This window comes from Bradyrhizobium sp. Leaf396 (assembly GCF_001424605.1).
In the GTDB taxonomy this organism is placed as follows: domain Bacteria; phylum Pseudomonadota; class Alphaproteobacteria; order Rhizobiales; family Xanthobacteraceae; genus Bradyrhizobium; species Bradyrhizobium japonicum_C.
On sequence record NZ_LMQJ01000045.1, the window covers coordinates 348009 to 373966 of the forward strand.

Sequence of the window (25958 nt, forward strand, 5' to 3'; positions counted from 1 at the left end):
TCATTTCGCATCGTGAAAGATCATCCCCAGCGTATGGCGCTGGCCGGACCTGATACGGCTGACGCCATGGCGCAGATTAACGCGGTAGGTGCCGCGTGTCCCCTGCACCGGGCGGTGATGCACGGCGAAGGCGACCGCATCGCCCTGCCCCAGCGGCACGACCTCCGCACGCGATTGCATGCGGGGCCGCTGCTCGGTCAGCACGAACTCGCCGCCCGTGAAATCGCGCCCGGGTTCGGACAGCAGGATCGCGACCTGGAGCGGGAACACGTGCTCGCCATAGAGGTCCTGATGCAGGCAATTGTAGTCGCCGGCCTCATATTGCAACAGCAGCGGCGTCGGCCGCGCCTGCCCGGCGTCGTGGCAGCGCTTCAGGAATGCGGCGGGCGTGACGGGATAGCGGATGTCGATCCCCATCGCCTCGTTCCAGCGATTAGCGACGCCTTGCAGATGCGCATAGAGCGCCGGGCGGAGCTGCGCGATCAGCTCGGGCAGCGGATAGGAGAAGTACTTGTACTCGCCGCGGCCAAAACCATGGCGGCCCATGACGATACGGCTGCGGAAGTGCGTGTCCTGCGGGTAAAGTGCGGCGACGGCGCGGCACTGGTCCGGCGTGAGCAAGCCCTTCAAGACCGCGCAGCCTTGGACGTCGAGTTCGCCGGTGATCCGGGACCAGTCGAGGGTGTCGACGTGGGCGGTGATGTCAGTCGCCGCATCGGCAGCGGGAACACGTTTCGCAATTGCCATGGCGACGACCTTCTCCACTTCCGTCATTCCGCGACGCGACGATGCGCGAACACGAAATCCATTCATCCACCGAGTGTGCGTTCGATGGAGTCCGGGTCCGCGCCCAAGGGGCGCGCCCCGGAATGACGGATGGGGGTGTGGCAGATACCGAGGGCAACAACCACCCGATTTCCGATGCCCCTCGCCGTCATAGCGAGCGCAGCGAAGCAACCCAGTATCCGCTGCGCCACCGGTCCGGATTGCTTGGTCGCTGCGCTCCTCGCAATGACGGGTGAAACGGCTCAGCCCCGCACCGGGAGCGTCACCACGTCGTAGCCGTGCCTGATCGTGCGCCTCAGCACGGGGTCTTCCAGCTCGAAGTCGAATCGGTCGGCGGGACGGATGCCGCCTTTCGCCGCGAAGGTGCCGCCGAACATGGCGCAGCCATCGGGCAGCTTGCCGCCGTCAAAGCCGCGCGCGATGAGATCGTCGACCGGCAGCATCGCGTCCAGCGTGCCCTCCTGGTAGAGCACGCGCTCGCCATTGATTGTGGCGTAGGACCGCAGGATCATCTTGTCCCAATGGGTGATGACGTCTTCGATCTCCCACAGCGTCGAGGCGATCGGCTTGTCGCACATCTGCTTGGAGACCGTGACGTTGTAGGCCTCGACCTTGCGGTCGGTGTGATCGGAGCCGCAACCGACGAAAATGCGGCCCTGCCAGCCGATCAGCACGAACTCGACCTCGCCGGAGGAATCGCCGCCGCAGACCTCGATGACGTCCTCCTGGGTTAGCCGCCGCGCCGAGCAGCGGTAGTAGATCGGCGTCGAGGCCGGACGTGCGATGCCGACGGCTTCGAGTTCAGCGATGTGCTTGTCGCGGGCCACGGGATCGCGTCCGGTCCAACCCGCTATGACGGCCTGGTCGATCGCCAGCGTCAGCGGCGTGGTGGTGCCCTGCGCGTCGATGGTGAAGGTGAGATCAAACACGGATGACGGTCTCCATGCCGGCAGCAAGTTCGAAGATGCGGCGGTCGGAGCCGCCGGCGCCGGCCAGCATCAGTCCGACGGGAACATCGCCGTCGCGATGACAGGGCAGCGAGATGGCGCAGCCGTCGATCAGATTGATCAGGCTGCAATTGCGCAAGGCGCGGATATTTTCGCGGGTGAATGCCTGATCGTCGGCGAGGTCGGCGATTTTCGGCGGCGTGTTGGGTGTGGTCGGCAGCACCAGCGCGTCATAGGGCGCGACGCGCGCGTTGACGCGGGCGATCAGAGAACGGCGCTCATTGAGGAGATCAATGTAGTCGGCGGCGCTCTGTGCCTCGCCGCGCATGATCCGCACCGAGACCCTGGGATCGTAGACGTCGCCCTTAGACGTGATGAGATAGCGATGCCAGGCATAGCTCTCGGACGCCGCGAAGCCGCCCTTGGCGTTCATCGGGCCGATGTCGTGGAATTCGGCCATCTCGATGCGCTCGATGATCGCACCGTGATCGGCGAGCGATTTCAGCGCGCGTTCGAAGGTCGCGGCGACCTCAGTATCGAGGTCGTCGAGCGCGATCGTGGTCGGGACCGCAAGCCGCATGCCTTTCACCGGCCGCGGCCTGAGCGCGCTGATCGGCTCGTTCGCGAGGACGGCATCCAAAATGGCACAGCAGCTGACCGATCGCGCCAGCGGCCCGATGCTGTCGAGCGAAAACGAGAGCGGCACGGAGCCATCGAGCGGCACGCGGCGCTGCGTCGGCTTGTAGCCGACAATCCCGTTGAAGGCGGCGGGAATCCGGCAGGAGCCGCCGGTATCGGTGCCGAGCGAAGCATGCGCCATGCCGTCGAGCACGGACACCGCCGCGCCCGAGGACGAGCCGCCGGGCACATGGCCCTCGGCCCGGTTCCAGACCCCCTTCGGCGTGCCATAATGCGGGTTGATGCCGATGCCGGAATAGGCGAACTCGGTCATGTTGGTGCGGCCGATCACGACGAAGCCGGCCCGGCGCAGCCGCGCCACCGTCGCGGCATCCTGCTCGGCCGGCGGGGAATCGTCGAGGGCGCGGGACCCCGCGCGTGTCACCTGCCCCTTGATGTCGAAGAGATCCTTGATCGAGATCGGAATCCCGGCATAGGGCGACGGCGCCGCCTTGGCCCTCCGCAAGGCGTCCATCGCGTCGGCGGCCGCAAGGGCGGCGTCGTTGTCGACATGGATGAAGGTGCGCTGCCCTTCGCCGGCGGGGTCGGCGATCCTGGCGATGCACGCCTCGACCAGCTTGCGTGCGGTCGTGCGGCCGCTTTCGAGGTCTTCGGCGAGCTTCGCCAGTGTCGGAAAATCGGGCATGTCTGTCTCACGGAATATTGGCGCGCGCAATCTATAGCGCTGCCTCAGTTCGACACAAGCATTGTGCGCATGATGGCATGCATGCGCATTGCTGGACCGTTGACGCGCGATGGTCGATTGTCGCATCAAGTTCGAAACAGGCGGGCGCGAGGCCTGTCCTTTGGGAGGAGACGCCAATATGGCCGAACCGCAGCGCGCGCGACCGAAACCGACGCCGGAGACCCAGCATTTCTGGGATGGCACGAAAGCTGGCGAATTGCGCCTGCAGCGCTGCGACGCCTGCGCGCATGTGTACTTCCCGCCGCGTCCGTTCTGCCCATCCTGCGCCTCGCGCAAGGTCTCGGTCTTCAAGGCGAGCGGCAAGGGTTTTCTCTACAGTTACGTGATCAACCACCGCCCCGCCGCGCCCGGCTTCACGCCGCCTTACGCGATCGCGGTGGTCGAGCTCGAGGAGGGTCCGCGAATGATGAGCAACATCATCGACTGTCCGCAGACGCCGGAGGCGCTCGAGCTCGACATGAAGCTCGAGGTCGCGTTCCAGGAGCTCGACGACAAGATCACCCTGCCCGTCTTCCGTCCGGCCAAGGGATAAGCCATGCGCAAGAACCAGGTTGCCGTCGTCGGCGCGGCCGAGACCACCGAGCTCGGCGTCATTCCGAACGCCTCGCAGCTCCAGCTCCATGCGGACGCCGCGCTCAACGCCATTGCCGACGCCGGGCTGAAACTGTCCGACATCGACGGCTTTGCCACTGCGGTCGAGACGCCGCAGCAGGTCTGCCACTATCTCGGCATCAAGCCGACCTGGGTGGACGGCACCTCGGTCGGCGGCTGCTCGTTCATGCTGCACGTCCGCCATGCCGCAGCGGCAATCGAGGCGGGCCTGTGCAAGACCGTGCTGATCACCCATGCCGAGAGTGGCAAGTCGATGATCGGCAAGGCGCCGCGCTCGATCCCTGCCGACAGCCTGCAAGGTCAGTTCGAGGCGCCCTACGGCGTCTACGGCCCGCCCAGCATGTTCCCGATTCCCGTGCTGCGCTTCATGAAGACCTACGGGATTACGCACGAGCAGCTGGCGTCAGTGGCGGTGGTGCAGCGGGAATGGGCCGCGAAAAATCCGCGCGCGATGATGAAGGACCCGATCACGGTCGCCGACGTGCTCAACTCGCGCATGATCGCCTATCCATTCCGGCTCCTGCAGTGCTGCCTCGTCACTGACGGCGGCGGCGCGCTGATCCTGACCTCGGCCGACCGCGCCAAGGACTTTCCGCGCAAGCCCGTCTACATCATGGGCACCGGCGAGAGCGTGGAGACGCCGATGGTCAGCCAGATGGAGACCTTCAATTCCTCGCGCGCGTTCAAGGTCGCAGGGCCTTTGGCATTCAAGGAGGCCGGCATCGCGCACAAGGACGTCGATCATCTCATGATCTACGATGCGTTTGCGCATCTGCCGCTGTTCGGCCTCGGGGATCTCGGCTTCATGCCGTATGAAGAGACCGGCCAGTTCATCGCCGACGGCAATACGCGGCCCGGGGCTAAGCTGCCGCTCAACACCAATGGCGGGGGCTTGAGCTACATGCATTCGGGCATGTACGGCATGTACGCGCTGCAGGAGAGCGTGCGCCAGATGCGCGGCATCGCGCCCGCGCAGGTGCCGAATGCGAAGATTTCGGTGTGCCACGGCGTAGGCGGCATGTTCGCCGCGAGTGGCACGATCGTGTTTACGAACGAGAGGTAAGCGGCGCCAACAACACATGCTTGTCATTGCCGGGCTTGACCCGGCAATCCATCTTCTGAAGATGGATACGCGGGTCAAGCCCGCGCGTGACGGACTGGGTTGGCCGCGGCCGCGAAGACAACATTGAGAGGCTAGCATGTCGAAATCACTGCAAGACAAGGTCATCATCGTCACCGGCGCGGGCCGCGGCATCGGGCGCGAGATCGCGCTGCTTTGCGCAGGCGAAGGCGCCAAGGTCGTGGTCAACGATCCCGGCGGCGCGGCCGACGGTGCCGGCGCGAACGCAGCGCCCGCCGAAGAGGTGGTCGAGGAGATCAGGAAGCGCGGCGGCATGGCCGTCGCCAACTTCGAGTCGGTGGCGGAAGCGGTTCCTGCGAGCAAGATCGTGAAGACCGCCACCGATCATTTCGGCCGGCTCGACGGAGTCGTCAACAATGCCGGCATCCTGCGCGACATGATTTTCCACAAGATGAGCGTGGAGGCGTTCGAAGCGGTCATCAAGGTGCACCTGATGGGCTCGTTCTATGTCAGCCATGCCGCGGCACGTATCTTCCGGGAGCAGGAGTCGGGCTCGTTCGTGCACTTCACCTCGACCTCGGGCCTGATCGGCAATTTCGGCCAGGCCAACTACGCCGCCGCCAAGCTCGGTATTGTCGGTCTCTCCAAGTCGATCGCGCTTGACATGGGCCGCTTCAACGTCCGCTCCAACTGCGTCTCGCCCTTCGCCTGGACGCGCATGATCGGCACCATCCCGACCGAGACGGAAGCGGAGAAGGCCCGCGTCGAGAAGATCAAGCAGATGGGGCCGGAGAAGATCGCTCCGCTCTGCGGCTATCTGCTCGGCGATTCCGCCAAGGACGTCACCGGCCAGATCTTCGGCGTGCGCATGAACGAGATCTTCCTGTTCAGCCAGAACCGCCCGATCCGCTCGGTGCAGCGGAGCGAAGGCTGGACGCCGCAATCGATCGCGGAACACGGCATGCCGGCGCTGAAGGGTTCGTTCTACAAGCTGGATCGTTCGGCCGACATCTTCACCTGGGATCCCGTGTAAGGATCTCGTCCAGCCGCATTTCAGACATTCCTGCCTTGCGATCTCCGGTTGTCTTCACCGGAGATTGCTCCGCTTTATGCCCGATTGCGGGCGGATGGTGGCCTCCCAACGAAATGGGAGGAAACCATGACAAGAATACTGACCAACCCCAAGGACATCCGTGCGACCGGCGGCCTCGGCCGTCGCGACCTCCTCAAGGGCGCGGCAACACTCGCCGCCTCCTCTGTCCTGGCATCACAGGCCAATGCCCGCGACTTCGGCGCCCATGCCGAGCCGCAACGCTATCCCGACCCCGACATCGTCGTCATCGACCCCAAACGCTTCAAGGCCAAGGTCGGCAACACCGCGATCAAGCGGCTCTACACCGGCTGCCTTTGGGCGGAAGGGCCGGCGTGGAACGCGCAGGGACAATATCTCGTCTGGAGCGACATCCCCGCCAACCGGCAACTCCGCTATCTCGACGACGACGGCCACATCTCCGAGCAGTTCCGTAAACCGTCGAATGAGTCCAACGGCAACTCGTTCGATACCGAGGGCCGTCAGCTCACCGCCGAGCGCACCCGCCTCGTCCGCTTCGAGCATGACGGCTCGGTGACCCCGCTCGCCGAGCAGGCGAACGGCAAGCCGCTCAACGGGCCGAACGACATGGTGGTGCATCCCAACGACAAGGCGATCTGGTTCACCGATCCTGGATATGGAGCGATCAGCATCTATGAAGGCAAGCTCGCCAAGACCGGCTCGCCCCAGCCCCATCAGAAGGAAGCCGTCTATCGCCTGGACACGCAGACCGGGCAGGTCGCGAAGGTCGCGGACGAGCCATTCAAGCCGAATGGCATCGCCTTCAGCCACGATTACAGGAAGCTCTATGTCTGTGACACCGGCGTCACGCATTATCCGCAAGCGGAGAACGTGGTGTGGTCCTATGACGTCGACGGCCCGAAGCTGTCGAACGCGAAGAAGTTGATCGACATGAAGCTCGACGGCAAATCAGGCTTTCCGGACGGCCTTCGCGTCGACACGGAGGGCAATATCTGGGTCGGCGCCGGTTGGGTCGGACCCGGCTACGACGGCGTGCAGGTGTTCGCGCCGACCGACGGAGCGCGGATCGGGCAGATCCTGTTGCCGGAGACCTGCGCCAATGTCTGCTTCGGCGGCAAGAAGCGCAACCGCCTGTTCATGACCGCGAGCCAGTCGCTCTACGCGGTCTATGTGGAGACGCAGGGCGCGCATTTCTGTTGAGACAAGCGAATAGTGGGTGGCGAATGGCGAACAGAGCTCTATTCGCTACTCACTATTTGCAACTCGCTCCTAACCCGTATTCCTGAGCCCCGCCGAAATGCCGTTGATCGTCAGCTGGATCCCGCGCAGCACCTGCTCGTCCGGGTTCTGGGCGCGATGCTCTTTCAAGAGCTCGACCTGAACGTGGTTGAGCGGGTCGAGATAAGGGAAGCGGTGGCGCACCGAGCGCTCCAGCAGCGGGTTGCTCTGAAGCAGGCGGTCCTGCCCCATGATGTCGAGCAGGCTCTCGATCGAGGCGTGCCATTCGCGGCGGATGCGGCCGAAGATCTTTTCGCGCAACGCCTCGTCGGGCACCAGCTCGGCATAGCGCGAGGCGATCGCGATCGAGCTTTTGGCCAGCACCATGTCCATGTTCGACAGCAGCATGCGGAAGAACGGCCACTCCCTGTAGAGTTCCTTGAGGAACGGCATGCCCTGTTGCGGATGTTCCGCGATCCACTGCTCGACCGCGCTGCCGAAGCCATACCAGCCCGGCAGCATCAATCGGCATTGCGCCCAGGAGAACACCCAGGGAATCGCGCGCAGATCCTCGATCGCGCGGGTCTTCTTGCGCGAGGCCGGACGGCTGCCGATGTTGAGCGTCGCGATTTCGTTGATGACGGTCGATGACCAGAAATAATCGACGAAGCCGTCTGTCTCGTAGACGAGACTTCGATAGGCCTTGAAAGCAAGGTTCGACAACTCGTCCATGGCGGTCAGATATTCGCTGCGCGGCGCGCTTTGGCGCGGATGCAGCAAACTTGCCTCCAACGTGGCAGCCGCGAGGATCTCCAGATTGTTGCGCCCGACCTCGGCGTTGGAATATTTCGACGAGATGATCTCGCCCTGTTCGGTGATGCGGATCTGGCCGTTCACCGCGCCGCCGGGCTGCGCGATGATAGCGTCATAGCTGGGCCCGCCGCCGCGTCCGACCGAGCCGCCACGGCCATGGAACAGGCGCAGCCGCACGTGATGGCGCTCGAACACTTCGACGAGGTTGATCTCGGCCTTGTACAGCTCCCAGCCCGAGGTGACGAAGCCGCCGTCCTTGTTCGAGTCGGAATAGCCGAGCATGACCTCCTGCACGCTGCCGCGGCTGTCCACGAGGCGGCGGTAATCGTGCAGCGACAGCATGCGGTCCATGATGCCACTGGACGCCTGCAGATCCTCGATGGTCTCAAACAGCGGCACGATGTTGATGGCGCTACGCCCGGAGGGATGGACGAGGCCGACCTCCTTCAAGAGCACGGCCACCTCGAGCATGTCCGACATGCCCTTGCACATCGAGATGATGCATTGGGGAATGGCGTCCGAGCCGAACTTCGCATGCGCTTCCGCGGCGGCATGGAACACATTGAGCTCGCCCATGGTCTCGTCGCTGTATTTGACGAAAGGCGACACCAGCGCGCGGGTCGAGCGCAGCTCGTTGGTGAGCAGCGAAATGCGCGCGTCCTCGCCGAGCGCGAGATAGGACATGCCGGGATTGGCGGCGTCCATCAGCTCGGCGATGGTGCGTTCGTGCACCGCCGAATTCTGGCGGATGTCGAGCCGCGCCAGATGGAAGCCGAAGCAGTCCACCGCGCGCCGCAGCAGCCGCAGCCGGCCCCGAGCGATGACGCGTGCGTTGTTGGAAATCAGCGAACGGTGCAGCACATCGAGATCAGCCTGCAACTCCTTGACGCTTTCATAGGGCTTGGCCTTGCCGACCGGCCGGCGCGTGATCTCGACCTCCAGCTTTTCGGCCGTCGCGGTCAGGCGCGCATAGATGCCCGACACGGCGAGACGATAGGGCTCGCCGCTCCGGTGCGGCGAGGTGTCCGGCGAGCGCTCCGCCAGCGTGCGCAGCTCTTCGGAGACATCGGCGAGATGGGCCGCAATCGACAGTTCCGAGCCGAGCACGTGAAGCTCTTCCAGGTAGAACTGCATCACCCGGCTCGACTGCAGCCGCAGCGTGCCGCGCATGACGTCGGCGGTGACGAAGGGATTGCCGTCGCGGTCGCCGCCGATCCAGCTGCCCATGCGCAGGAACGAGGCGAGCTCACCGGCCGCCTGCTCGCCGCCCTCCTCCAGACGGTCCTCCAGCGTATTGATGAGCCGCGGCACCTCGCGCAGGAAAGTGTAGTCGTAGAACGACAGGCCGTTGGCGACCTCGTCGAGCACGGTGAGCTTGGTCCGGCGGAGCAGGTTGGTCTGCCACAGCGTCAGCACCTCGCGGCGAAGCTGCTCATCGCTGGCATCAAGCTCCTCCGCGGTCAGCGCCACGCGCTCGCGGCGGTCGAGCAGGCGGGCGACCTCCATTTCGCGATCCATGGTGCTCTTGCGGCGGACTTCGGTCGGGTGCGCAGTCAGGACCGGGCTGACCAGCGCGGACTTGAAGAAGCTGCGCAGCGCATCCGCGCCGATGCCGGCGTCCCTGGCGTGGGCCAGCGTTTCCGCGAGCACGCCGGAGCCGCCGTTCTTGCCGGCACCGCGGGCGCGCATCTGGCGGATGTTGTTCTGGTCCTCGGCAATGTTGGCGAGGTGGGAAAAGTAACTGAAGGCACGGACGATGCGCACCGTCTCGGAGATCGACATGCTGTCCAGGATCTGCTCGAGCTCGCGGCGGGCAAGTCGATCCTCGTCGCGGTGGAACCGAATCGAGGTCTGGCGGATGCGCTCGACGAGATCGAACACGTCCGCACCCTCCTGGTCGCGCACGGTGTCGCCGAGGATGCGCCCGAGCAGGCGGATGTCGTCCCGCAGCCGCGCATCGGCCTCCATCGCCTGAACATCTTCGGGGCGGTTAGGGCGAGGCTCGGCGGTGTCGGAAGGTATGGTCTGGAGGGACATGGCTCGCTCCCCTGGTAGCGCCCTTGCGGCCCGGCCCGAAGGAGTGTGCGATATTTTTCTACCGCAGTGCAAGATGAACTTGGTGGCGGCGCACAGTGGGTGTGGGCTCTCGCCGGAGCACTCGTCGTCAAGCCGGCACGATCACCTTTCCGATCGGCCAGAGCGCGATGCCCGCGAGCTTCAGATGGGCCCAAGCGAAAGGAATGCCGATGATGGTCACGGCAAGCGCCAGCGCCGTCAGGACATGACCGAGCGCCAGCCACCAGCCTGCCAGCACGAACCAGATGATGTTGCCGATCACCCCCAGCGGGCCGGTGCCGATATCCTCGACGCCGGTCACCTCGTAGCGGTTGACCGCCCGCGAGCCGAACGGCAGCAGCGTGTAGACGGCGATGTTGAACGCCGCCCGGGCCCAGGGCAGGCCGATGATGGTGATGGCCATGATGACCGCGGCGATCACCCAGCCGAACGCCATCCAGGCGCCGCCGAAGAGGATCCAGAGCAGGTTGAGCAGGATGGAGACGGGAGCCATGGGATGATCCGGAAGTCAGTGACGCCGCTCATATAGGCACGAAATCTGTCTCTGCTAAGATGGCAAGGTAGCCTGGATTTCGCGTTCGCTCTTCCGAGCGACGGTCACGATTACCGCCCCTCGAACTTCGGCTCACGCTTCTCCATGAAGGCCTTCATGCCTTCGGCCATGTCCTGGGTTTTGAACAGCGGCAGGAGCTGGAGATAGACGTGGTGGACATGGTCGTGGAAATTCTCATTGAGGCCCATGCGCATCATGCGCTTGGAGGCCTGCACCGCGAGCGGCGCGTTCGCAGCGATTTCGCGGGCGATCGCAGTGGTGCGGCTCATCAGCTCGGCATCCGGCACGACCTCGTTGGCGAGGCCCCAGTCGAGGCACTCGCGGGCGCTCAGCGTGCGCCCGGTGAAGATCAGCTCGGAGGCCTTGGCCCAGCCGAGCATGCGCGGCAGCAGCCAGGTGCCGCCGGATTCCGGCACCACGCCGCGCTTGACGAAGGCGGCGGCGAGCTTGGCGGATTCCGCCATGATGCGGATGTCGCAGCCGAGCGCGGTATCCATTCCATAGCCGGCGGCGCCGCCGTTGACGGCGCAGATGGTCGGCTTGTCCATGGCCTGCAACACCGTCGGCGGCGTGTTCCGGAGGTTGATCGTGGTCGACGAAGACGCCGCGCTGAGGCCGTTGCCGTCGCGCTCCTTGCGCAGATCGAGCCCGGCGCAAAACGCCCTGCCCTTGCCGGTGAGGATCACGACGCGAACGTTCTGGTCCTCATTGGCTTCAGTGAGTAACCGCGCCAGATCGTTCAGCATCGGGCCGGAAATAGTATTCATCCGCTCCGGCGCATTGAGCGTGATGGTCGCGATGTGGTCGGCGACGGTGTAGAGGACTTCGTTGGCGGCGTCGGTCATGATCATTCCATCCCTGTGCACGTAGCCCGGATGGAGCGAAGCGCAATCCGGGGTTCTCACCGCAAGCACCGCCCCGGATTTCGCTTCGCTCCATCCAGGCTACAAGGCCGTCAAATCTTCCGCCCCGCCTGCTCCCAATAGGGATCGCGCAGGCGACGCTTGAAGATCTTGCCGGAATCCTCGCGGGGCAGTCCTGAGCGGATCTCGATGTGCTTGGGTATCTTGTAATCCGCCAGATGCGCCTTGAGCGCGGCACGGACGCCGGCGGCGTCGAGCGTGACACCCACTTGCGGCTCCACCACGGCCATCAGCGCCTCGCCGAACTCGGCATCGGGGATGCCGAACACCGCGCAATCATGCACGCCGGGCACCGCATGCAGCACGGATTCGATCTCCGCCGGATAAATGTTGACGCCGCCTGATATCACCATGTCGCGCTTGCGGTCGCAGATGAAGACGTAGCCGTCTTCGTCGATATAGCCGACATCACCGGAGGTGATGAAGCCGTCGCGCTCGATCTCGGCGCGTTTCTCCGGCTTGTTGTGGTAGGTGAAATCGGCAAGCTCGCCCATGCGGGAATAGATCTCGCCGATCTCGCCGACCCCCAGCACGCGGCCATCCTCGCCGATGAACCGCAGCTCGGCGCCCGGCGAAATCTTGCCGACGGTGCCGGGCTTCTTCAGCGCGTCCTCTGAGGTGGCGAAGGTGACGGCGCTGGATTCGGTCGAGCCGTAGAACTCGTAGATCACCGGCCCCCACCATTCGATCATGGCGCGCTTGACGTCGGCCGGGCATGGCGCGGCGGCATGGATGACGTGGCGCAGCGAAGAGACGTCGTATTTCTTGCGGACCGCTTCCGGCAGCTTCATCAGGCGGATGAACATGGTCGGCACCATGAAGATGGTGTCGATCCTGTAACGCTCGATCGCTTGCAGAAATTCCTCGGCCTCGAAGCGCGGCATCAGCACCAGCGCGCCGCCGAGCTTGCCGGCGCGGATGCCGAAGGAGTTCGGCGCGGAGTGATAGAGCGGACCCGGCAGCAGCGCGCGGGCGCCGGGCTTTAGCCCATAGATCATCGCGCGCATGCGCTCGCCGGCGGCCTGCTGCTCCGGCGTCGGCGCGTTGCGGCGAACGCCCTTGGGATGCCCAGTCGTGCCCGAGGTGTAGATCATGTTCATCGGCTGCGGCACGACCGGACCGTCATAGGGCTGGTGCTGCGCAAGCCAGGATTCGAGGTCGATCGCAAAGTCCGGCGTCGCCAAATGACCGGGATCGATCTTGTAGTTGGCCAGGATCTCCGGCGGCGTCGGAACGCTGAGCACGGTGACGCCGTTGGGAATCGCATCACGCAGGGCATGCAGCATGTCGGCGTGTCCGATCAGCACGGACGTGCCGGTATCGCCGAGGATGTAGCTGATCTCCTCAGGCTTGAAGTGCCAGTTGATCGGAACGCCATAGGCCCCGAGCCGCATTGCGGCGTAGGCGGCTTCCAGGAACGCGATGTCGTTGCGCATCAGCATACAGACGCAACCGCCCGGCTTGACGCCGAGCTTGGCGAGGCCGGCGGCGATGCGGTCAGCGCGGTCGGCGACCTCTGAATGGCTGCGGCGGCGGTCGCCGGAGACGATGCCGAGGAAGGGGGACGTTTCGCTCATTGTTGTTTTTCTTTGTTGTTGTGTTCGTCATTCCGGATGGCCGAAGGACCAGACCTCAGGTGCGCAATTGCGCACCGGGGAATATCGAGGTTCCGGGTTCGATGCTTCGCATCGCCCCGGAACGACGGCAGCTGCTAATCCGCAAAATTCGGCGCGCGCTTCTCCAGGTTGGCGCGCACCGCTTCGGTCTGGTTCGGGCTGCCGATCAGTTTCTGCTGCTCGACGGACTCGGCGAGCAACGCCGGCCCCGGATCGACCGAGAGGTTGTTCAGCATCCGCTTGACCGCGCGGATCGCATCGGGGCTCTTGCCGGCGATCTCGCGCGCGACTTCCAGCGCCGCAGCGCGCGGGTCGTCGCAGATGCGGGTGGCGAGGCCGTACGTCATCGCCTCCTGCGCGGAAAAGATGCGCCCTGTGTAGGTCAGATCGCGCAGGATGTCGTCGCGCACGAGCGAGGCAAGGATTGGCGTGCCCGCCATATCAGGGACTAGGCCCCATTTGATCTCCATGATCGACATCCGCGCATCTGAACTGAGGAAGCGCATGTCGGCGCCGAGCGAGAGCTGGAAGCCGCCGCCGAAGGCGACGCCGTGCACGGCCGCGATGACCGGCACCGGGAGCTGGCGCCAGCCCCATACCGCCTGTTGCGGGAAGTTGGCCTGGCCGTGCGTGCGCTTGGTGAGATCGCGATTTTCGCCGCCCGGAATTCCGTTGCCGCCCTTCTCCTTCATGGCGGCAAAACGCCCCATGTCGAGCCCGGCACAGAAGGCGCGGCCCTCGCCCGACAGGACGACGGCGCGCACGCCTTTTTCCTTCGAAAGCCGGTCCGTTGCAGCGACGAGGGCTTCGAACATGGCCTGATCCAGCGCGTTCATCTTGTCCGCGCGCATCAGGCGCACGTCGGCGACGCCTTCCGAGATCGAGATCGAGACGCGATCTTCCATGGACGAATTCTCCCCTGTTCTTGACCAGTTGCCGCTTTACAGGACGCTGACAGCCGGATTTAGTCAATCGACCAATTAACTGACAATCCCTACGGGGGAAACAGCCATGTTCAAGGAAAATCTTCTCGCCGGCCGGCGCATTCTCGTGACCGGCGGCGGCACCGGGCTCGGCAAGTCGATGGCGGCGCGCTTTCTCCAGCTCGGCGCCGAGGTGCACATCTGCGGCCGGCGCAAGGTCGTCTGCGACGAGACCGCGATCGAGCTGATGGACCTCTACGGCGGCCGCGTTACCAGCCACGGCGTCGACATCCGCAACGCGCTCGCGGTCGAGGAGATGGTCGAGAACATCTTTCGCGAGGGTCCCCTCACCGATCTCATCAACAATGCGGCCGGCAATTTCATCTCTCGCACCGAAGAGCTGTCGCCGCGCGGCTTCGATGCGGTCGCCAACATCGTCATGCACGGCACGTTCTACGTGACGCACGCGATCGGCAAGCGGTGGATCGCCTTGAAGCAGCCTGGCAATGTCGTTTCGATCACGGTGACCTGGGTGCGCAACGGCTCGCCTTACGTGGTGCCGTCGGCGATGAGCAAGTCGGCGATCCACGCGATGACGATGTCGCTCGCGACCGAATGGGGCCGCTACGGCATCCGCCTCAACACTATCGCGCCGGGCGAGATCCCGACAGAAGGCATGAGCAAGCGCATCAAGCCGGGAGACGAAGCTGGCGCGCGCACCAAGGCGATGAATCCGATGGGCCGGGTCGGCACGATGGAGGAACTGCAGAACCTCGCAGTGTTCCTGATCTCCGGCGGCTGCGACTGGATCAACGGCGAGACCGTTGCCATGGACGGCGCCCAAGCGCTCGCCATGGGCGGAAATTTCTACCAGCTCCGCGACTGGAGCGACGACGACTGGAAGACCGCGCGCGACAGCATCATGGCGCAGAACGAGAAGGACCGGGCGAAGCGGGGATAATTGCTGCCGCGTGCCCCGGACGGAGTGCAGCGCGCCGCACTTGCGGCGTGGTGCGCCGCATCCGGGCCACGAAGCCACGGCATCGCCCTCCCGTCTTGTCTTCACCCGCGGATGACGCCACACTCCCAAGCATAAAAACAAGTCGTCACGGGAGAAACATGTCCATACAGCCATTGGCGAATCTAGCCGATATGGTGCGCGAGCGCGCGAAGAGCCGCGGCAACGCAATCGCCTACGAGTTCGAAGGCCGCACCACCAGCTTTGCCGAATTCGATATCAAGACCAACAAGGTCGCCAACGCGCTGCTTGCGATGGGCGTGAAGAAGGGCGATCGCATCGCCTATCTCGGCAAGAACAGCGACACCTATTTCGAGCTCCTGATGGGCGCAATGAAGGCTGGCGTCGTGATGGCGCCGGTGAACTGGCGGCTCGCCGGGCCGGAGGTCGCCTTCATCGTTTCGGACTGCAGGGCGCCTGTGTTGTTCGTCGGGCCGGAGTTCATCACGCTCGTCCGCCAGATCAAGGACCAGCTCCCCGGCGTTCACACCATCATCACCACGGAAGGCGGCGCGCCGGAATGGCAGGATTTCACGGCCTGGCGCGATGCGCAGAGCGGTGACGACCCGAAGGTGCCGATCGACACCAGGGACATCGCGATCCAGCTCTACACCTCCGGCACGACAGGCAAGCCGAAGGGCGCGATGCTGAGCCACGCGAACTTCCTCAACCTGGTGCAGACGGGCAACGCCGAAGACAAACCGGAGTGGAACCGGTGGTCGACCGGCGACGTCTCGCTGGTCGCGATGCCGATCTTCCACATCGGCGGCTCCGGCTGGGGCGTGATGGGCCTCTATCACGGCGCCCGCGGCGTCATCGCGCGCGAGTTCGATCCGACCAAGGTGCTGGATTTCTTCGAGCAGTCGGGCATCACGAAACTGTTCATGGTGCCGGCGGCGATGCAGTTCGTGGTGCGGCAGCCGCGCGCGAAGACGGTCGATTTCTCGCGGCTGAAGTACATGCTCTACGGCGCCTCGCCGATCCCCGCGGCGCTGCTGAAGGAGTGCATCGAGGTCTTCAAATGCGGCTTTGTGCAGATGTACGGCATGACCGAGACCACGGGCACGATCGTCGCGCTGCCGCCGGAGGATCACGTCGAGGGGCTGGAGCGGATGCGCTCGGCCGGCAAGGCGCTTCCGGGCGTCGAGATCGCGATTCTGGATGTCGACGGCAAACCGCTGCCGCCGCGGCAGGTCGGCGAGATCGCGACGCGCTCTGGCTCCAACATGGCGGGCTATTGGAACCTGCCGGAGGCAACTGCCGCGACGCTGCGCGGCGACGGCTGGCTGCGCACGGGCGATGCCGGCTACATGGACGAGGACGGCTATCTCTACATCCACGACCGCATCAAGGACATGATCATCTCGGGCGGCGAGAACATCTATCCTGCGGAGGTCGAGAGCGCGCTGTGCGACCATCCTGATGTCGCCGAGGCCGCCGTCATCGGCGTGCCCGACGACAAATGGGGCGAGGCGGTGAAGGCCGTCGTGGTGATGAAGCCGGGCAAGCAAGCGACGGCCACCGACATCATCAACTTCACCCGCGAGCGCATCGCCGGCTACAAGACGCCGAAGAGCGTCGAGTTCTTGCCGGCGCTGCCGCGGAATCCTTCAGGAAAGATCCTGAGAAGGCAGCTGCGTGAGCCGTACTGGGCGGGGAAGGATCGGCGGGTGAACTAGCCTCGAGGCGCAGCCATCGAGACTACCTTCCTTGAGAGATGCCGGATTGCTTCGCTGATCTCGCGATGACGGAGGAGAGAGGCGTTGCTCTCCGCGCGTCGTTGCGAGGAGCCGTTGCGACGAGACAATCCAGATTGCCTCCATACGACGATTTGGATTGTTGCCCAGTCAATGCTTCCCCGGTCCCATATACCCGAACAGGAACCCCGCCACCTTGCGCATCTGGATCTCCTCGCTGCCTTCGGTGATGCGGTAGCGGCGGTGATGGCGATAGATGTGCTCGAACGGCTTGTGGCGTGAATAGCCCATGCCGCCGTGGACCTGCATGGCGCGGTCGGCGGATTCGCAGCAGAGGCGGTTCGCCCAGTAATTGCACATAGAGACCCGGTCGGACAGCGTACGCTCGATCTGCTCCTCGGTGAGCTGGTCCATCTCCCAGGCGGTCTTGCGGATCAGAAGGCGCAGCATTTCCGCTTGCGTGGCGAGCTCGACCAGCGGGAACTGGATCGCCTGGTTCTCGGCGAGGGCCTTGCCGAACGGCTTGCGCTCGCGCGCGTATTTCACGCTCTCGTTGATGCAGTACACGGCCGCGCCGAGCGAACTCGCCGCCTGGCGGATGCGGTTCTGGTGCACGAAGCACTGCGCCAGCGAGAGGCCGCGGCCCACCTCGCCGAATAGCGCATCCTCAGGCACGAACACGTCCGTGAAGCTGACGCGCGGATGATCGGTCGGCATGTTGAAGGTCCACATGTATTCCTCGACCTTAACACCGGGGCTCTTGGCCGGGACCAGGAAGCAGGTGATGCCGCGGGCATCGCCGTCATTGCCGCTGGTGCGCGCGAACAGCGCGCAATGCGTTGCGACGTGCATCCCGGTGGTCCACATCTTCTCGCCGTTGATGATCCACCCCTTGACGTTATCGCGGGTGGCCGGCACCGCGCGCGTCTCCATGTGGGTGGCGTCCGAGCCGTGATGCGGCTCGGTCAGGCCAAAGGTGATGCGGTACTTGCCCCTGATCGAACCGTCGATCATCGCCTTCTGGTCGTCGCGACCGTAGCGGTCGAGCATGGTGACGACGGGGAAGTTGCCGACGACGGAATGCTCGTTCTGGAGATCGTTGTGCAGGCCGAGACCCTTTGCGGCGAAGTGCTCGCGGATCACCGCCATCCAGAGGTTGGAGCCGTCCTTCCCGCCATATTGCTTCGGCACCGGAAAGCGGAGATGCCCGGCGGCATCGGCAAGATCCTTCGCCTTGCGCAGCAGCGCCTCCCATTCATGCCGCGGGAGGCCGCCATTCTCGAAATCGGTGCGCGCCCATTCGCGGCGGTGATCGAAGAAGCGGATGTTGTCGTCGGCCTGTTCCAACGGCTTGATCTCGCGTTCGATGAAACGGTCGAGCTCTCCGAGATAGGCGACGAGATCGGCAGGCAGTGAGAAATCCAAGGGTTCTCTCCCGAGAATGATTTGTCGTTTTGCGTTAAGGCGCTAGGCGCATTCTTGCTTCGCATGATTAAGCGGAGAAGAGCTCGCGCAAGTCAAGCAAGCCGAGGCGTGACAGCTGCGCAAAGCGCATTGCGTAATTCGGTGGTGCTCCGTCGCCAACGCGCGCTACTATGGCATCAATATTCCTTCAGGAGAAAATGCGGGAGCGACCATGGAGCTGAAGTTTTCCAGAGTGGAACGCAAGGGGCCGATCACAATCGTCACGCTGTCGCGGCCCGAGGTCTACAACGCGCTGCACACCGATGCGCACTTCGAACTGCAGAAGGTGTTCGACGATTTCTCGGGGGATCCCGAGCAGTGGATCGCGATCGTCACCGGCGCCGGCGACAAGGCGTTCTGCGCCGGCAACGATCTGAAGTGGCAAGCTGCCGGCGGCAAGCGCGGCTGGGACAAGGGCGGCTTTGCCGGTCTCACCTCGCGCTTCGACTGCGACAAGCCGATCATCGCAGCCGTGAACGGCGTCGCGATGGGCGGTGGCTTCGAGATCGCGCTGGCCTGCGACCTCATCATCGCCTCGGAGAACGCCACCTTCGCCCTGCCCGAGCCGCGCGTCGGCCTTGCCGCGCTTGCCGGTGGCCTGCACCGGCTGCCGCGGCAGATCGGTCTGAAGCGCGCCATGGGCATGATCCTCACCGCACGCCATGTCAGCGCCAAGGAGGGGCTCGAGCTCGGCTTCGTTAACGAGGTGGTGCCGCAGGGCGAGGCCCTCAACGCCGCGCTGCGCTGGGCCGACATGATCGCCAAGAATTCGCCGATGTCGATCCGCGCCTCGAAGCAGGCGATCCAGAAGGGGCTCGCCGTCTCGCTGGAACAGGCGATCGAGGAGCAGCGCGAGTATCCGGCGGTCAAGGCGATGGTGGCCTCGCAGGATTATATCGAGGGCCCGAAGGCGTTCTCGGAGAAGCGGCCGCCGAAATGGGTGGGGAAGTAGACAGGTCCTTTCGCTCGCCATTGCGCGGAGCTCTTGCGACGAAGCAATCCAGACTGCCCGTGCCGAAAGACCCTGGATTGCTTCGCGGAGCCTGTCATCGGGCCGCGCTCTGCGCGGACCCGTCGGCTCGCAATGACGGGAAGAGGCCTAGCTGTCGCGCGACAGCTCCCGCTTGTACGAGGCGTAATTCGGCTGATCGACCGCAAGCTTGTCCATCGTGGTCGCCCACAGATGCTCGGCGAGACCTGGAGTCGCGAGATCCACCTCGCCTTTGGCGATGCGCCCGGCGAGTGCGCGGTTGAGTTCGGTGACCGAGCCTTCGATGCCGAGCAGCACGCGGAGGCGCTCGACCTCCCTGGCATCGCCCTCGTCCTCCCGGATCAGCTGCCGCGTCACGAGATCGAGGATGTTGATGGCCACGCGCAGCTTGAAGGCCTGGTGGCCGGAGATCAGCGGCGTGATGTCATTGCGGAGGAAATCAGCGACCGCCTTGGTCAGCTCGATCGGGGTCGGCTCGTCCTGCATGTGTCAGCTCCCGCGCGGCGCCAAGAGCCGCAACAGATCGATCTCGGTCTCGGAGGCGCGGCGGCCGATCATGGCGCGCTCCATGGAATGATCCGGCCCCTCGCGAAAGCGCTGCATCATGCCGCCGCACATGATGCCCCAGCGCAGCGTGCCCATCACTTCCCAGAATTTGACGCGCGCTACATCGACTTTGCGGCCGGCGGCCTCGTAGCCGGCGAACAGTTCCTCGCGCGAGCCAAAGCCGCCGACGGGCTTGTCGATCTCGCCGAAACGCCAGGAATTGACGCAGACCCAGCCGAGATCCTCCATGGGATCGCCGAGATGGGCGAGCTCCCAGTCGAGCACGGCACGGACGCCGTCGGCGCCGATGATCAGATTGCCGTTGCGGAAATCGCCGTGCACCAGCGTGGTCTCGGCTGATGGGCCCGGGTCGTGGTCACGCAGCCAACGCAGCGCCAGCTCGAACACCGGCTTGGGCCAGTCCAGGCTGCGGTAGTCGCGCTCGAATTCGGAGATTTCCTGGGTCGCGCCACGGCTGCGCAGCTCGGGCAGCTTGTCCTTCGGCAGTCGATGGAGACCAGCGAGAATACCGCCGATCTGCCGCGCCAGAATCGGGCGCGCCGCCGCGTATTCGTCGTCGCGCAGGATCTTGCGCGCGATGGTCTCGCCCTCGACCCGCTGCATGATGAAGCCGGTGCCGAGATCGTCCTCCGGCGTGAGCACGTGCATCACGCGCGGCGACGGCACGCCGCCCTCATAGGCCAGCTGCATCAGCTGTGCTTCGGCACCCAGACCGGCCGCGCGCGTTGGAGCCGCTCCGTAGCCTTTGGGCGAACGACGCAGGATGGCACCGATCGGCCCATTGGGGTGCAGGATGTCAAAGCGCCAAGTCTCCTGGCTGGCGCCGCCCGACAGCTTTGCTGCGCCGGTGACGCCAGTCGCGCCCGGGCACCAGCGCCTAACGCTGCGCGAGAGCTCCGCTTCGATCATTTGCCTTTGAACTGCGCGGGCCGCTTCTCCAGGAATGCGCCGACGCCTTCACGGAAGTCCTGGGTATCGCCGGCTCGGAGCTGGCACTGGAACTCGAGATTGAGCTGATCCTCGAAGGAATTTTCCGGGCTGTCCCAATACAGCTTGCGGATCAGAGAGAGCGCGACCGTCGGGCCGCTGGCGAGTTCGCGCGCCAGCTTCATCGCCTCTTCCATCAGCACGCCGTCGTCATAGACGCGGTTGACCAGGCCCCATTCCAGGGCCTTCTCGGCCGGGAGGCGCTCGCCCATCAGCGACAGCTCGATCGAGCGCGCTCGACCGATGAGGCGCGGCAGGAGCCAGGTCGAGCCGCAGTCCGGCACGAGACCGATGCGGCGGAACGCCTGCAGGAAATACGACGAGCGCGCGCACAGGATCATGTCGCCGAGCAACGCGAAGCTCATGCCGGCGCCGGCCGCCGGGCCGTTCACCGCGGTGACGATCGGGCAGTGCAGGTTGCGAATACGGCGCAGGAAGGGGTGGAAGCCGGTCTCCAGCGTCAGGCCGGCCTTGGTCTTCTTCGACTGGTTGTTGCGGCCCTGGAGGTTCGCTCCCGTGCAGAACGCCCGCCCCGCGCCGGTCAGCACCACGCAGCGCACCTCGTCCTTCTTCTCCTCGATCGCATCGAGCGCCTCGGAAAGACCGCTCAACATGTCGACGGAAACCGCGTTCATCACCTCCTGATGGTCGAGCTTGAGGATCGCGACGGCGCCATCGAAATCGAGCGCGACGTGTTTGAACTGCATGGCTTCCCTCGTCAGTTGCGGCCTGCGACAGTTTCGCAGACCGGAATTACTTTTGCTGGGGCGCATATTTGATTTTTGGCGCGGTCTTGTCCATGGTGATCGCAGCATAGCAAGCAATCTTGTGCGCAGCGGCTGATACGCGCCACACGAACTACAGGAAACGCGCCATGAACCTTTTCGACCTCTCCGGCCGCGTCGCCGTGATCACCGGCGGCAATGGCGGCATCGGCCTCGGCATCGCGCAGGCGCTCGCGGCCCAAGGCTGCAACGTGTCGATCTGGGGCCGCAATGCGGACAAGAACAAGGCTGCGGCCGCGAGCCTGGCCGGTCTTCCCGGCAAGGTCGACACCCGCGTTTGCGACGTCACCGACCCGGCCTCGGTCAATGCCGCGATGAAGGCGACGCTCGACACGTTCGACCGGATCGACGGCTGCTTCGCCAATGCCGGCATCGGCGGCGGCGGCCGGCGCTCATTCATCGAGCGAACCGAGGAAGAATGGCGCACGATGTTCGCGACCAATCTCGACGGCGTGTTCCATGCCTTCCAGGCTGCGGCCAAGCACATGACGGATCGCGCCAATGCCGGCGATCCCTTCGGCCGGCTCGTCGCGACCTCCAGCCTTGCCTCGATCTTCGGCACCGCGCGCAACGAGCATTATGCCGCGACCAAGGCCGCCATCAACGCCCTGGTGCGCGCGCTCGGCGTCGAGCTGGCGCGCTACGGTGTCACCGCAAATGCGATCCTGCCGGGCTGGATCAAGAGTGACATGACCGCGGGACTCATGGCCAACGACAAGTTTGTCGCCAACGTCATGCCGCGGATTCCGATGCGCCGCTTCGGCGAAGCATCCGATTTCGGCGGCATCGCCGTGTATCTGATGAGCAAGGCGTCGTCCTATCACACGGCGGATACGTTCGTGATCGACGGCGGCTACACGGCTTTTTGATCTCTCGCGTTCGTAACCCGGATGGAGCGAAGCGTAGTCCGGGACTGCCAAGAACAAACAGACCCGGATTTCGCTTCGCTCCATCCGGGCTACAAAGGGAATGGGCAAATGTTCTCGCACGTCATGATCGGCACCAACGACCTCGACAAGGCAAAGGCGTTCTACGACAAGCTGCTCGGCACGCTCGAGGTGCGACCGGCGAAAGTGGACGGCCATCGCATCTTCTACATCACCAAGACCGGCGTTTTCTCGGTGTCGAAGCCGATCAACGGCGAGCCGGCGACCTGCGCGAACGGCGGCACGATCGGCTTTGCCTGCAACTCGCCGGAGCAGGTCGACCAATGGCACGCAGCCGGTGTCGCAGCAGGTGGGACATCGATCGAAGATCCGCCCGGCGTGCGCCAGGGCCCTGGCGGCAAGCTCTATCTGGCTTACCTGCGCGACCTCGACGGCAACAAGATCTGCGCGATGCACCGGATGCCTGCTTGATCTAGCCACACCCACAGCTGTATGCCCCGGCCTGGACCGGAGCATACAGTGCGCCGCGGCCCTCTCGTTCATCACTGTCGCCTCTGGGATACTGTATCGCCCGATTGAATCGGGCGATGACAGCGACGTGGGAGGCGGGCGCCTGCCGCCTCCCTCAGTCGGCGTTCAAACAACATTTCAAACGCATTCGCGAATTCCATCGCATGGCATGCCTGCGCGTGAAAATGCGCGCTCGCGCTTTGGCCGCGCTGCGACTATTCTCGCGTCCAGCATGATCTCAGCGATACGGGAGGAACAATGACAAAACACACCTACATTCCCCGCACCACCAACTACACCCTCAATCCCGGCGACGACCTCAACGACCTCCGCATGTCGGATCAGGTCAGGCCGCTCTATGACCACGTCAAGAAGTTCATCCGCGACACCGTCGAGCCGATGTCGATCGAGTTTGCCAAGGCCGGCGAAGGCAAGGAGGATCGCTGGAGCTTCACGCCAAAGCAGCTCGAGGTGCTGGAGAAGGCGAAGAACAAGGCCAAGCAGGAAGGCCTCTGGAACTTCTTCCTGCCCGACGACGAGACCGGTCAGGGCCTGAAGAATCTCGACTACGCCTATATCGCCGCCGAGCTCGGCAAGAGCCCGCTGGCGTCCGAGACGATGAACTGCTCGGCGCCCGACACCGGCAACATGGAGGTGCTGGAGCGCGTCGGCACCAAAGAGCAGAAGGAGAAGTGGCTGAAGCCACTGCTCAACGGCGAGATCCGCTCGGCCTACGTCATGACCGAGCCGAATGTCGCCTCCTCCGACGCCAAGAACATCTCGACCACGGCCAAGCTCGTCGGCGACGAATGGGTCATCAACGGCGAGAAGTATTACATCTCCGGCGTCGGCGATCCCCGCTGCAAAATCCTCATCGTGATGGTGAAGACCAATCCGGACGCGGCGCCGAGCAAGCAGCAGTCGCAGATCCTGGTGCCGCGCGACACGCCCGGCGTCGAGGTGCTCGGACCGATGTACGTGTTCGGCCAGGATCACGCGCCGCGGGGCCACATGCATATGCGCTTCAACAATGTGCGCGTGCCCAAGGAGAATATCCTGCTCGGCGAAGGCCGCGGCTTCGAGATCTCGCAGCTGCGCCTCGGACCCGGCCGTATCCATCACTGCATGCGCACCATCGGCAAGGCCGAAAAGGCGCTAGACCTGATGGTGCAGCGTGGCCTCACCCGCGAGGCCTTCGGCAAGAAGATCGCTCATCTGGGCGGCAACATGCAGATCATCGCGCAGGCGCGCTGCGAGATCGAAGCGATGCGGCTGATGGTGCTGAAGGCCGCCAAGGCCATGGACGTGCTCGGCAACAAGGAGGCCCGCGTCTGGGTCTCGATGGTAAAAGCCATGGTGCCGGAGCGCGCCTGCAAGATCATCGACCAGGCGATCCAGATGCACGGTGCCACGGGCATCTCGCACTGGACCCCGCTAGCGGAGATGTACCAGGATGTGCGTCACCTGCGCTTCGCCGACGGTCCGGACGAGGTGCACTGGATGGTGGTCGGCCGGCACGAGCTGAGCATGGCTTGATCTCAACGCGTGATGCGCGGGCTTGACCCGCGCATCCATCGAATGGAACATTGCTTCAGGATTGATGGATTGCCGGGCCCAAACCCGGCAATGACGGCTTGCCCCGGAGCTAGCATGGAATACGCCGCCAGCGACCTGACGCCACGCGAGCGTTACAAGGTGCTGACCTCCTTCATTCTGCCGCGTCCGATCGCGTGGGTGACCACACTCGGACCGACCGGCGTCGTCAACGCTGCACCATTCAGCTTCTTCAACGCCTTCTGCGAAGATCCGCCGCTCTGCATGTTCGCGGCCAACCGCAAGCCGAACGGCGAGGACAAGGATACGTTTCTCAACATCCAGCGAACCGGCCAATTCGTGGTCAACATTGCCGACGAGCCGCTGGCGCGGGCGATGCACGAGTCCAGCGGCGACTTTCCGCCTGAGATCGGCGAGCCGGACTATCTCGGCCTGAAGCTCGCGCCCTCGACGAAAATTGCCGTGCCCCGGCTGGCCGACACACCCTGGGCCATGGAGTGCAAGCTCTGGAAGCTGATCGACGTGAACGACGATCGTCGCCTGATCATGGGTGAAGGCATCCACTTTCACATCCGCGACGAACTCTGGGATCCCGAGGCGATGCGGGTGCATATGGACCGCTATCATCCGATCGGCCGCATGTTCGCCGACCGCTACTGCCGCACGGACGACCGCGTGGCGTTTCCGGCGGCGGAGGGCGTGAAGAGCAAATAGCCGCAGAAAAGGAGCGAGACGATGCCGGAAGCCTTTCGAGACAACGAAGAACGCAACCGGTTCGAGCTCGACGTCGACGGGCCTGTCGCCTTCGTGACTTACCGGAAGAGCGACGGTGCGATCACCCTCGTGCACACCGAAGTGCCGCCGGAGCTCGGCGGCCGCGGCATCGGCTCAAAGCTCGGCCGCGCCACACTGGACGCGGTGCGAGCGCAAGGGCGTAAGCTTTCGGTCGAATGCGATTTCATCCGCAATTTCATGCGCAAGGATCCCGGCTATAACGACCTCCTGGCGGATGACGGCGATGCGCAGGCCGAACCGCAGGCGAGCTATCGCGCCGGCTGCTTCTGTGGAGCCGTCGAGGTCGAGGCCACCGGCAAACCGATATTTGCAGGCTATTGCCATTGCGCCGACTGCCAAGCGTGGTCGGCCGCTCCAATCAATGCTTTCAGCCTGTGGAAGTCGGACGATGTGCGCATCACCAAGGGCGAGGCAGAGCTCGGAACGTTCAACAAGACCGAGCATTCCTATCGAAAGTTCTGCAAACGCTGCGGCGGCCATGTCATGACCGAGCATCCGCGGATGCGGCTGATCGACGTCTACGCCAACCTGCTCAAGGGATACCAGCACCGGCCGACCCTGCACGCGAACTACGCGAGCAAGATGGTGTCGGTCAGGGACGGCTTGCCGAAATATGCCGACCTGCCGGCGGACTTCGGCGGGTCCGGAGAGATGCTGCCGGATTGAGGCGCGAGGCCATGCTTCGGGCTCAGCGTCGCC

General features: G+C 64.4%; 24 protein-coding genes and 1 pseudogene. 13 read left to right on the plus strand and 12 right to left on the minus strand.

The genetic code is table 11. From position 1 onward, the window contains the following. From ASG57_RS29015 to ASG57_RS29025, 3 genes are all read right to left on the minus strand, one after another. A complete protein-coding gene (locus tag ASG57_RS29015; protein ID WP_024339705.1) occupies positions 1–747 on the minus strand; it encodes a 2OG-Fe(II) oxygenase in 747 nt (248 codons plus the stop codon). 281 nt (positions 748–1028) lie between these two features. After that, the gene (locus ASG57_RS29020; RefSeq protein WP_024339704.1) at positions 1029–1715 is read right to left on the minus strand and encodes a DUF2848 domain-containing protein; all 687 of its coding nucleotides are present in this window, start codon (positions 1713–1715) and stop codon (positions 1029–1031) included. Beyond that, a complete protein-coding gene (locus ASG57_RS29025; RefSeq protein WP_057198532.1) occupies positions 1708–3057 on the minus strand; it encodes an amidase in 1350 nt (449 codons plus the stop codon). The genes ASG57_RS29020 and ASG57_RS29025 overlap by 8 nt, the downstream gene beginning before the upstream one ends. A gap of 178 nt (positions 3058–3235) precedes the next feature. Here ASG57_RS29025 and ASG57_RS29030 point away from each other — a divergent pair, with 178 nt between their 5' ends. The 4 genes from ASG57_RS29030 (at position 3236) to ASG57_RS29045 (ending at position 7082) form a co-directional block, all read left to right on the plus strand. Next, complete coding sequence (locus ASG57_RS29030; protein WP_024339702.1) at positions 3236–3649, plus strand: Zn-ribbon domain-containing OB-fold protein; 414 nt, start codon at positions 3236–3238, stop codon at positions 3647–3649. A gap of 3 nt (positions 3650–3652) precedes the next feature. Further along, on the plus strand, positions 3653–4792 hold the full coding sequence (locus ASG57_RS29035; protein WP_024339701.1) for a thiolase C-terminal domain-containing protein: 1140 nt from the start codon (positions 3653–3655) through the stop codon (positions 4790–4792). Positions 4793–4928: 136 nt separating this feature from the next. Beyond that, on the plus strand, positions 4929–5843 hold the full coding sequence (locus ASG57_RS29040) for an SDR family NAD(P)-dependent oxidoreductase (RefSeq protein WP_024339700.1): 915 nt from the start codon (positions 4929–4931) through the stop codon (positions 5841–5843). 126 nt (positions 5844–5969) lie between these two features. Continuing rightward, entirely contained in the window at positions 5970–7082 is a 1113-nt protein-coding gene (locus tag ASG57_RS29045) for an SMP-30/gluconolactonase/LRE family protein (protein ID WP_024339699.1), read from the plus strand. A 69-nt stretch (positions 7083–7151) separates the two neighbouring features. On the opposite strand, the gene ppc is transcribed toward ASG57_RS29045, so the two are convergent. The 5 genes from ppc to ASG57_RS29070 form a co-directional block, all read right to left on the minus strand. Further along, on the minus strand, positions 7152–9950 hold the full coding sequence (gene ppc / locus ASG57_RS29050; RefSeq protein WP_024339698.1) for a phosphoenolpyruvate carboxylase: 2799 nt from the start codon (positions 9948–9950) through the stop codon (positions 7152–7154). 127 nt (positions 9951–10077) lie between these two features. Beyond that, positions 10078–10482: a YccF domain-containing protein gene (locus ASG57_RS29055; protein WP_024339697.1), complete on the minus strand. Its 405-nt coding sequence runs from the start codon at positions 10480–10482 to the stop codon at positions 10078–10080. A gap of 110 nt (positions 10483–10592) precedes the next feature. Beyond that, positions 10593–11387: an enoyl-CoA hydratase/isomerase family protein gene (locus ASG57_RS29060; RefSeq protein ID WP_024339696.1), complete on the minus strand. Its 795-nt coding sequence runs from the start codon at positions 11385–11387 to the stop codon at positions 10593–10595. A gap of 110 nt (positions 11388–11497) precedes the next feature. Next, positions 11498–13042 (minus strand): acyl-CoA synthetase, encoded by a 1545-nt coding sequence (locus ASG57_RS29065; RefSeq protein WP_024339695.1) that lies wholly within the window; start codon positions 13040–13042, stop codon positions 11498–11500. Positions 13043–13176: 134 nt separating this feature from the next. Continuing rightward, on the minus strand, positions 13177–13986 hold the full coding sequence (locus ASG57_RS29070; protein WP_024339694.1) for a crotonase/enoyl-CoA hydratase family protein: 810 nt from the start codon (positions 13984–13986) through the stop codon (positions 13177–13179). A 106-nt stretch (positions 13987–14092) separates the two neighbouring features. Here ASG57_RS29070 and ASG57_RS29075 point away from each other — a divergent pair, with 106 nt between their 5' ends. Together ASG57_RS29075 and ASG57_RS29080 are read left to right on the plus strand one after the other, a co-directional pair. After that, positions 14093–14965, plus strand: a complete 873-nt coding sequence (locus ASG57_RS29075) for an SDR family oxidoreductase (protein WP_024339693.1) — start codon at positions 14093–14095, stop codon at positions 14963–14965. A gap of 158 nt (positions 14966–15123) precedes the next feature. Continuing rightward, a complete protein-coding gene (locus ASG57_RS29080) occupies positions 15124–16701 on the plus strand; it encodes a fatty acid--CoA ligase (protein WP_024339692.1) in 1578 nt (525 codons plus the stop codon). A 168-nt stretch (positions 16702–16869) separates the two neighbouring features. Here ASG57_RS29080 and ASG57_RS29085 read toward each other — a convergent pair whose 3' ends face one another. Beyond that, the gene (locus ASG57_RS29085; RefSeq protein WP_057198533.1) at positions 16870–18144 is read right to left on the minus strand and encodes an acyl-CoA dehydrogenase family protein; all 1275 of its coding nucleotides are present in this window, start codon (positions 18142–18144) and stop codon (positions 16870–16872) included. Between the two features lie 211 nt (positions 18145–18355). On the opposite strand from ASG57_RS29085, the gene ASG57_RS29090 reads away from it, so the two are divergent. Next, the gene (locus ASG57_RS29090; protein ID WP_024339690.1) at positions 18356–19135 is read left to right on the plus strand and encodes an enoyl-CoA hydratase-related protein; all 780 of its coding nucleotides are present in this window, start codon (positions 18356–18358) and stop codon (positions 19133–19135) included. A 147-nt stretch (positions 19136–19282) separates the two neighbouring features. Here ASG57_RS29090 and ASG57_RS29095 read toward each other — a convergent pair whose 3' ends face one another. The 3 genes from ASG57_RS29095 to ASG57_RS29105 are packed head-to-tail and all read right to left on the minus strand — an operon-like array spanning position 19283 to position 21435. Continuing rightward, the gene (locus tag ASG57_RS29095; protein WP_024339689.1) at positions 19283–19660 is read right to left on the minus strand and encodes a DUF6285 domain-containing protein; all 378 of its coding nucleotides are present in this window, start codon (positions 19658–19660) and stop codon (positions 19283–19285) included. Between the two features lie 3 nt (positions 19661–19663). Then, the gene (locus tag ASG57_RS29100) at positions 19664–20650 is read right to left on the minus strand and encodes a phosphotransferase family protein (protein ID WP_024339688.1); all 987 of its coding nucleotides are present in this window, start codon (positions 20648–20650) and stop codon (positions 19664–19666) included. Continuing rightward, complete coding sequence (locus ASG57_RS29105) at positions 20647–21435, minus strand: enoyl-CoA hydratase/isomerase (protein ID WP_057198535.1); 789 nt, start codon at positions 21433–21435, stop codon at positions 20647–20649. Before ASG57_RS29105 ends, ASG57_RS29100 begins: the two co-directional genes overlap by 4 nt. 167 nt (positions 21436–21602) lie before the next feature. Between ASG57_RS29105 and ASG57_RS29110 the strand changes: the two genes are divergently transcribed. The 6 genes and pseudogenes from ASG57_RS29110 to ASG57_RS29130 all read left to right on the plus strand — a co-directional run bounded on the left by ASG57_RS29110 (position 21603) and on the right by ASG57_RS29130 (position 25925). Beyond that, complete coding sequence (locus tag ASG57_RS29110) at positions 21603–22382, plus strand: SDR family NAD(P)-dependent oxidoreductase (protein ID WP_024339686.1); 780 nt, start codon at positions 21603–21605, stop codon at positions 22380–22382. A gap of 108 nt (positions 22383–22490) precedes the next feature. After that, positions 22491–22871 (plus strand): VOC family protein, encoded by a 381-nt coding sequence (locus tag ASG57_RS29115; RefSeq protein WP_024339685.1) that lies wholly within the window; start codon positions 22491–22493, stop codon positions 22869–22871. Positions 22872–23168: 297 nt separating this feature from the next. Further along, positions 23169–24446: an acyl-CoA dehydrogenase family protein gene (locus ASG57_RS29120; protein WP_024339684.1), complete on the plus strand. Its 1278-nt coding sequence runs from the start codon at positions 23169–23171 to the stop codon at positions 24444–24446. Between the two features lie 114 nt (positions 24447–24560). Next, complete coding sequence (locus ASG57_RS29125; RefSeq protein WP_024339683.1) at positions 24561–25178, plus strand: flavin reductase family protein; 618 nt, start codon at positions 24561–24563, stop codon at positions 25176–25178. Between the two features lie 21 nt (positions 25179–25199). Then, positions 25200–25454 (plus strand): annotated as a pseudogene (locus ASG57_RS39515) (GNAT family N-acetyltransferase); the annotation flags it as partial. A gap of 12 nt (positions 25455–25466) precedes the next feature. Next, on the plus strand, positions 25467–25925 hold the full coding sequence (locus ASG57_RS29130; protein ID WP_057198542.1) for a GFA family protein: 459 nt from the start codon (positions 25467–25469) through the stop codon (positions 25923–25925). The last annotated feature ends 33 nt before the right edge of the window (positions 25926–25958 follow it).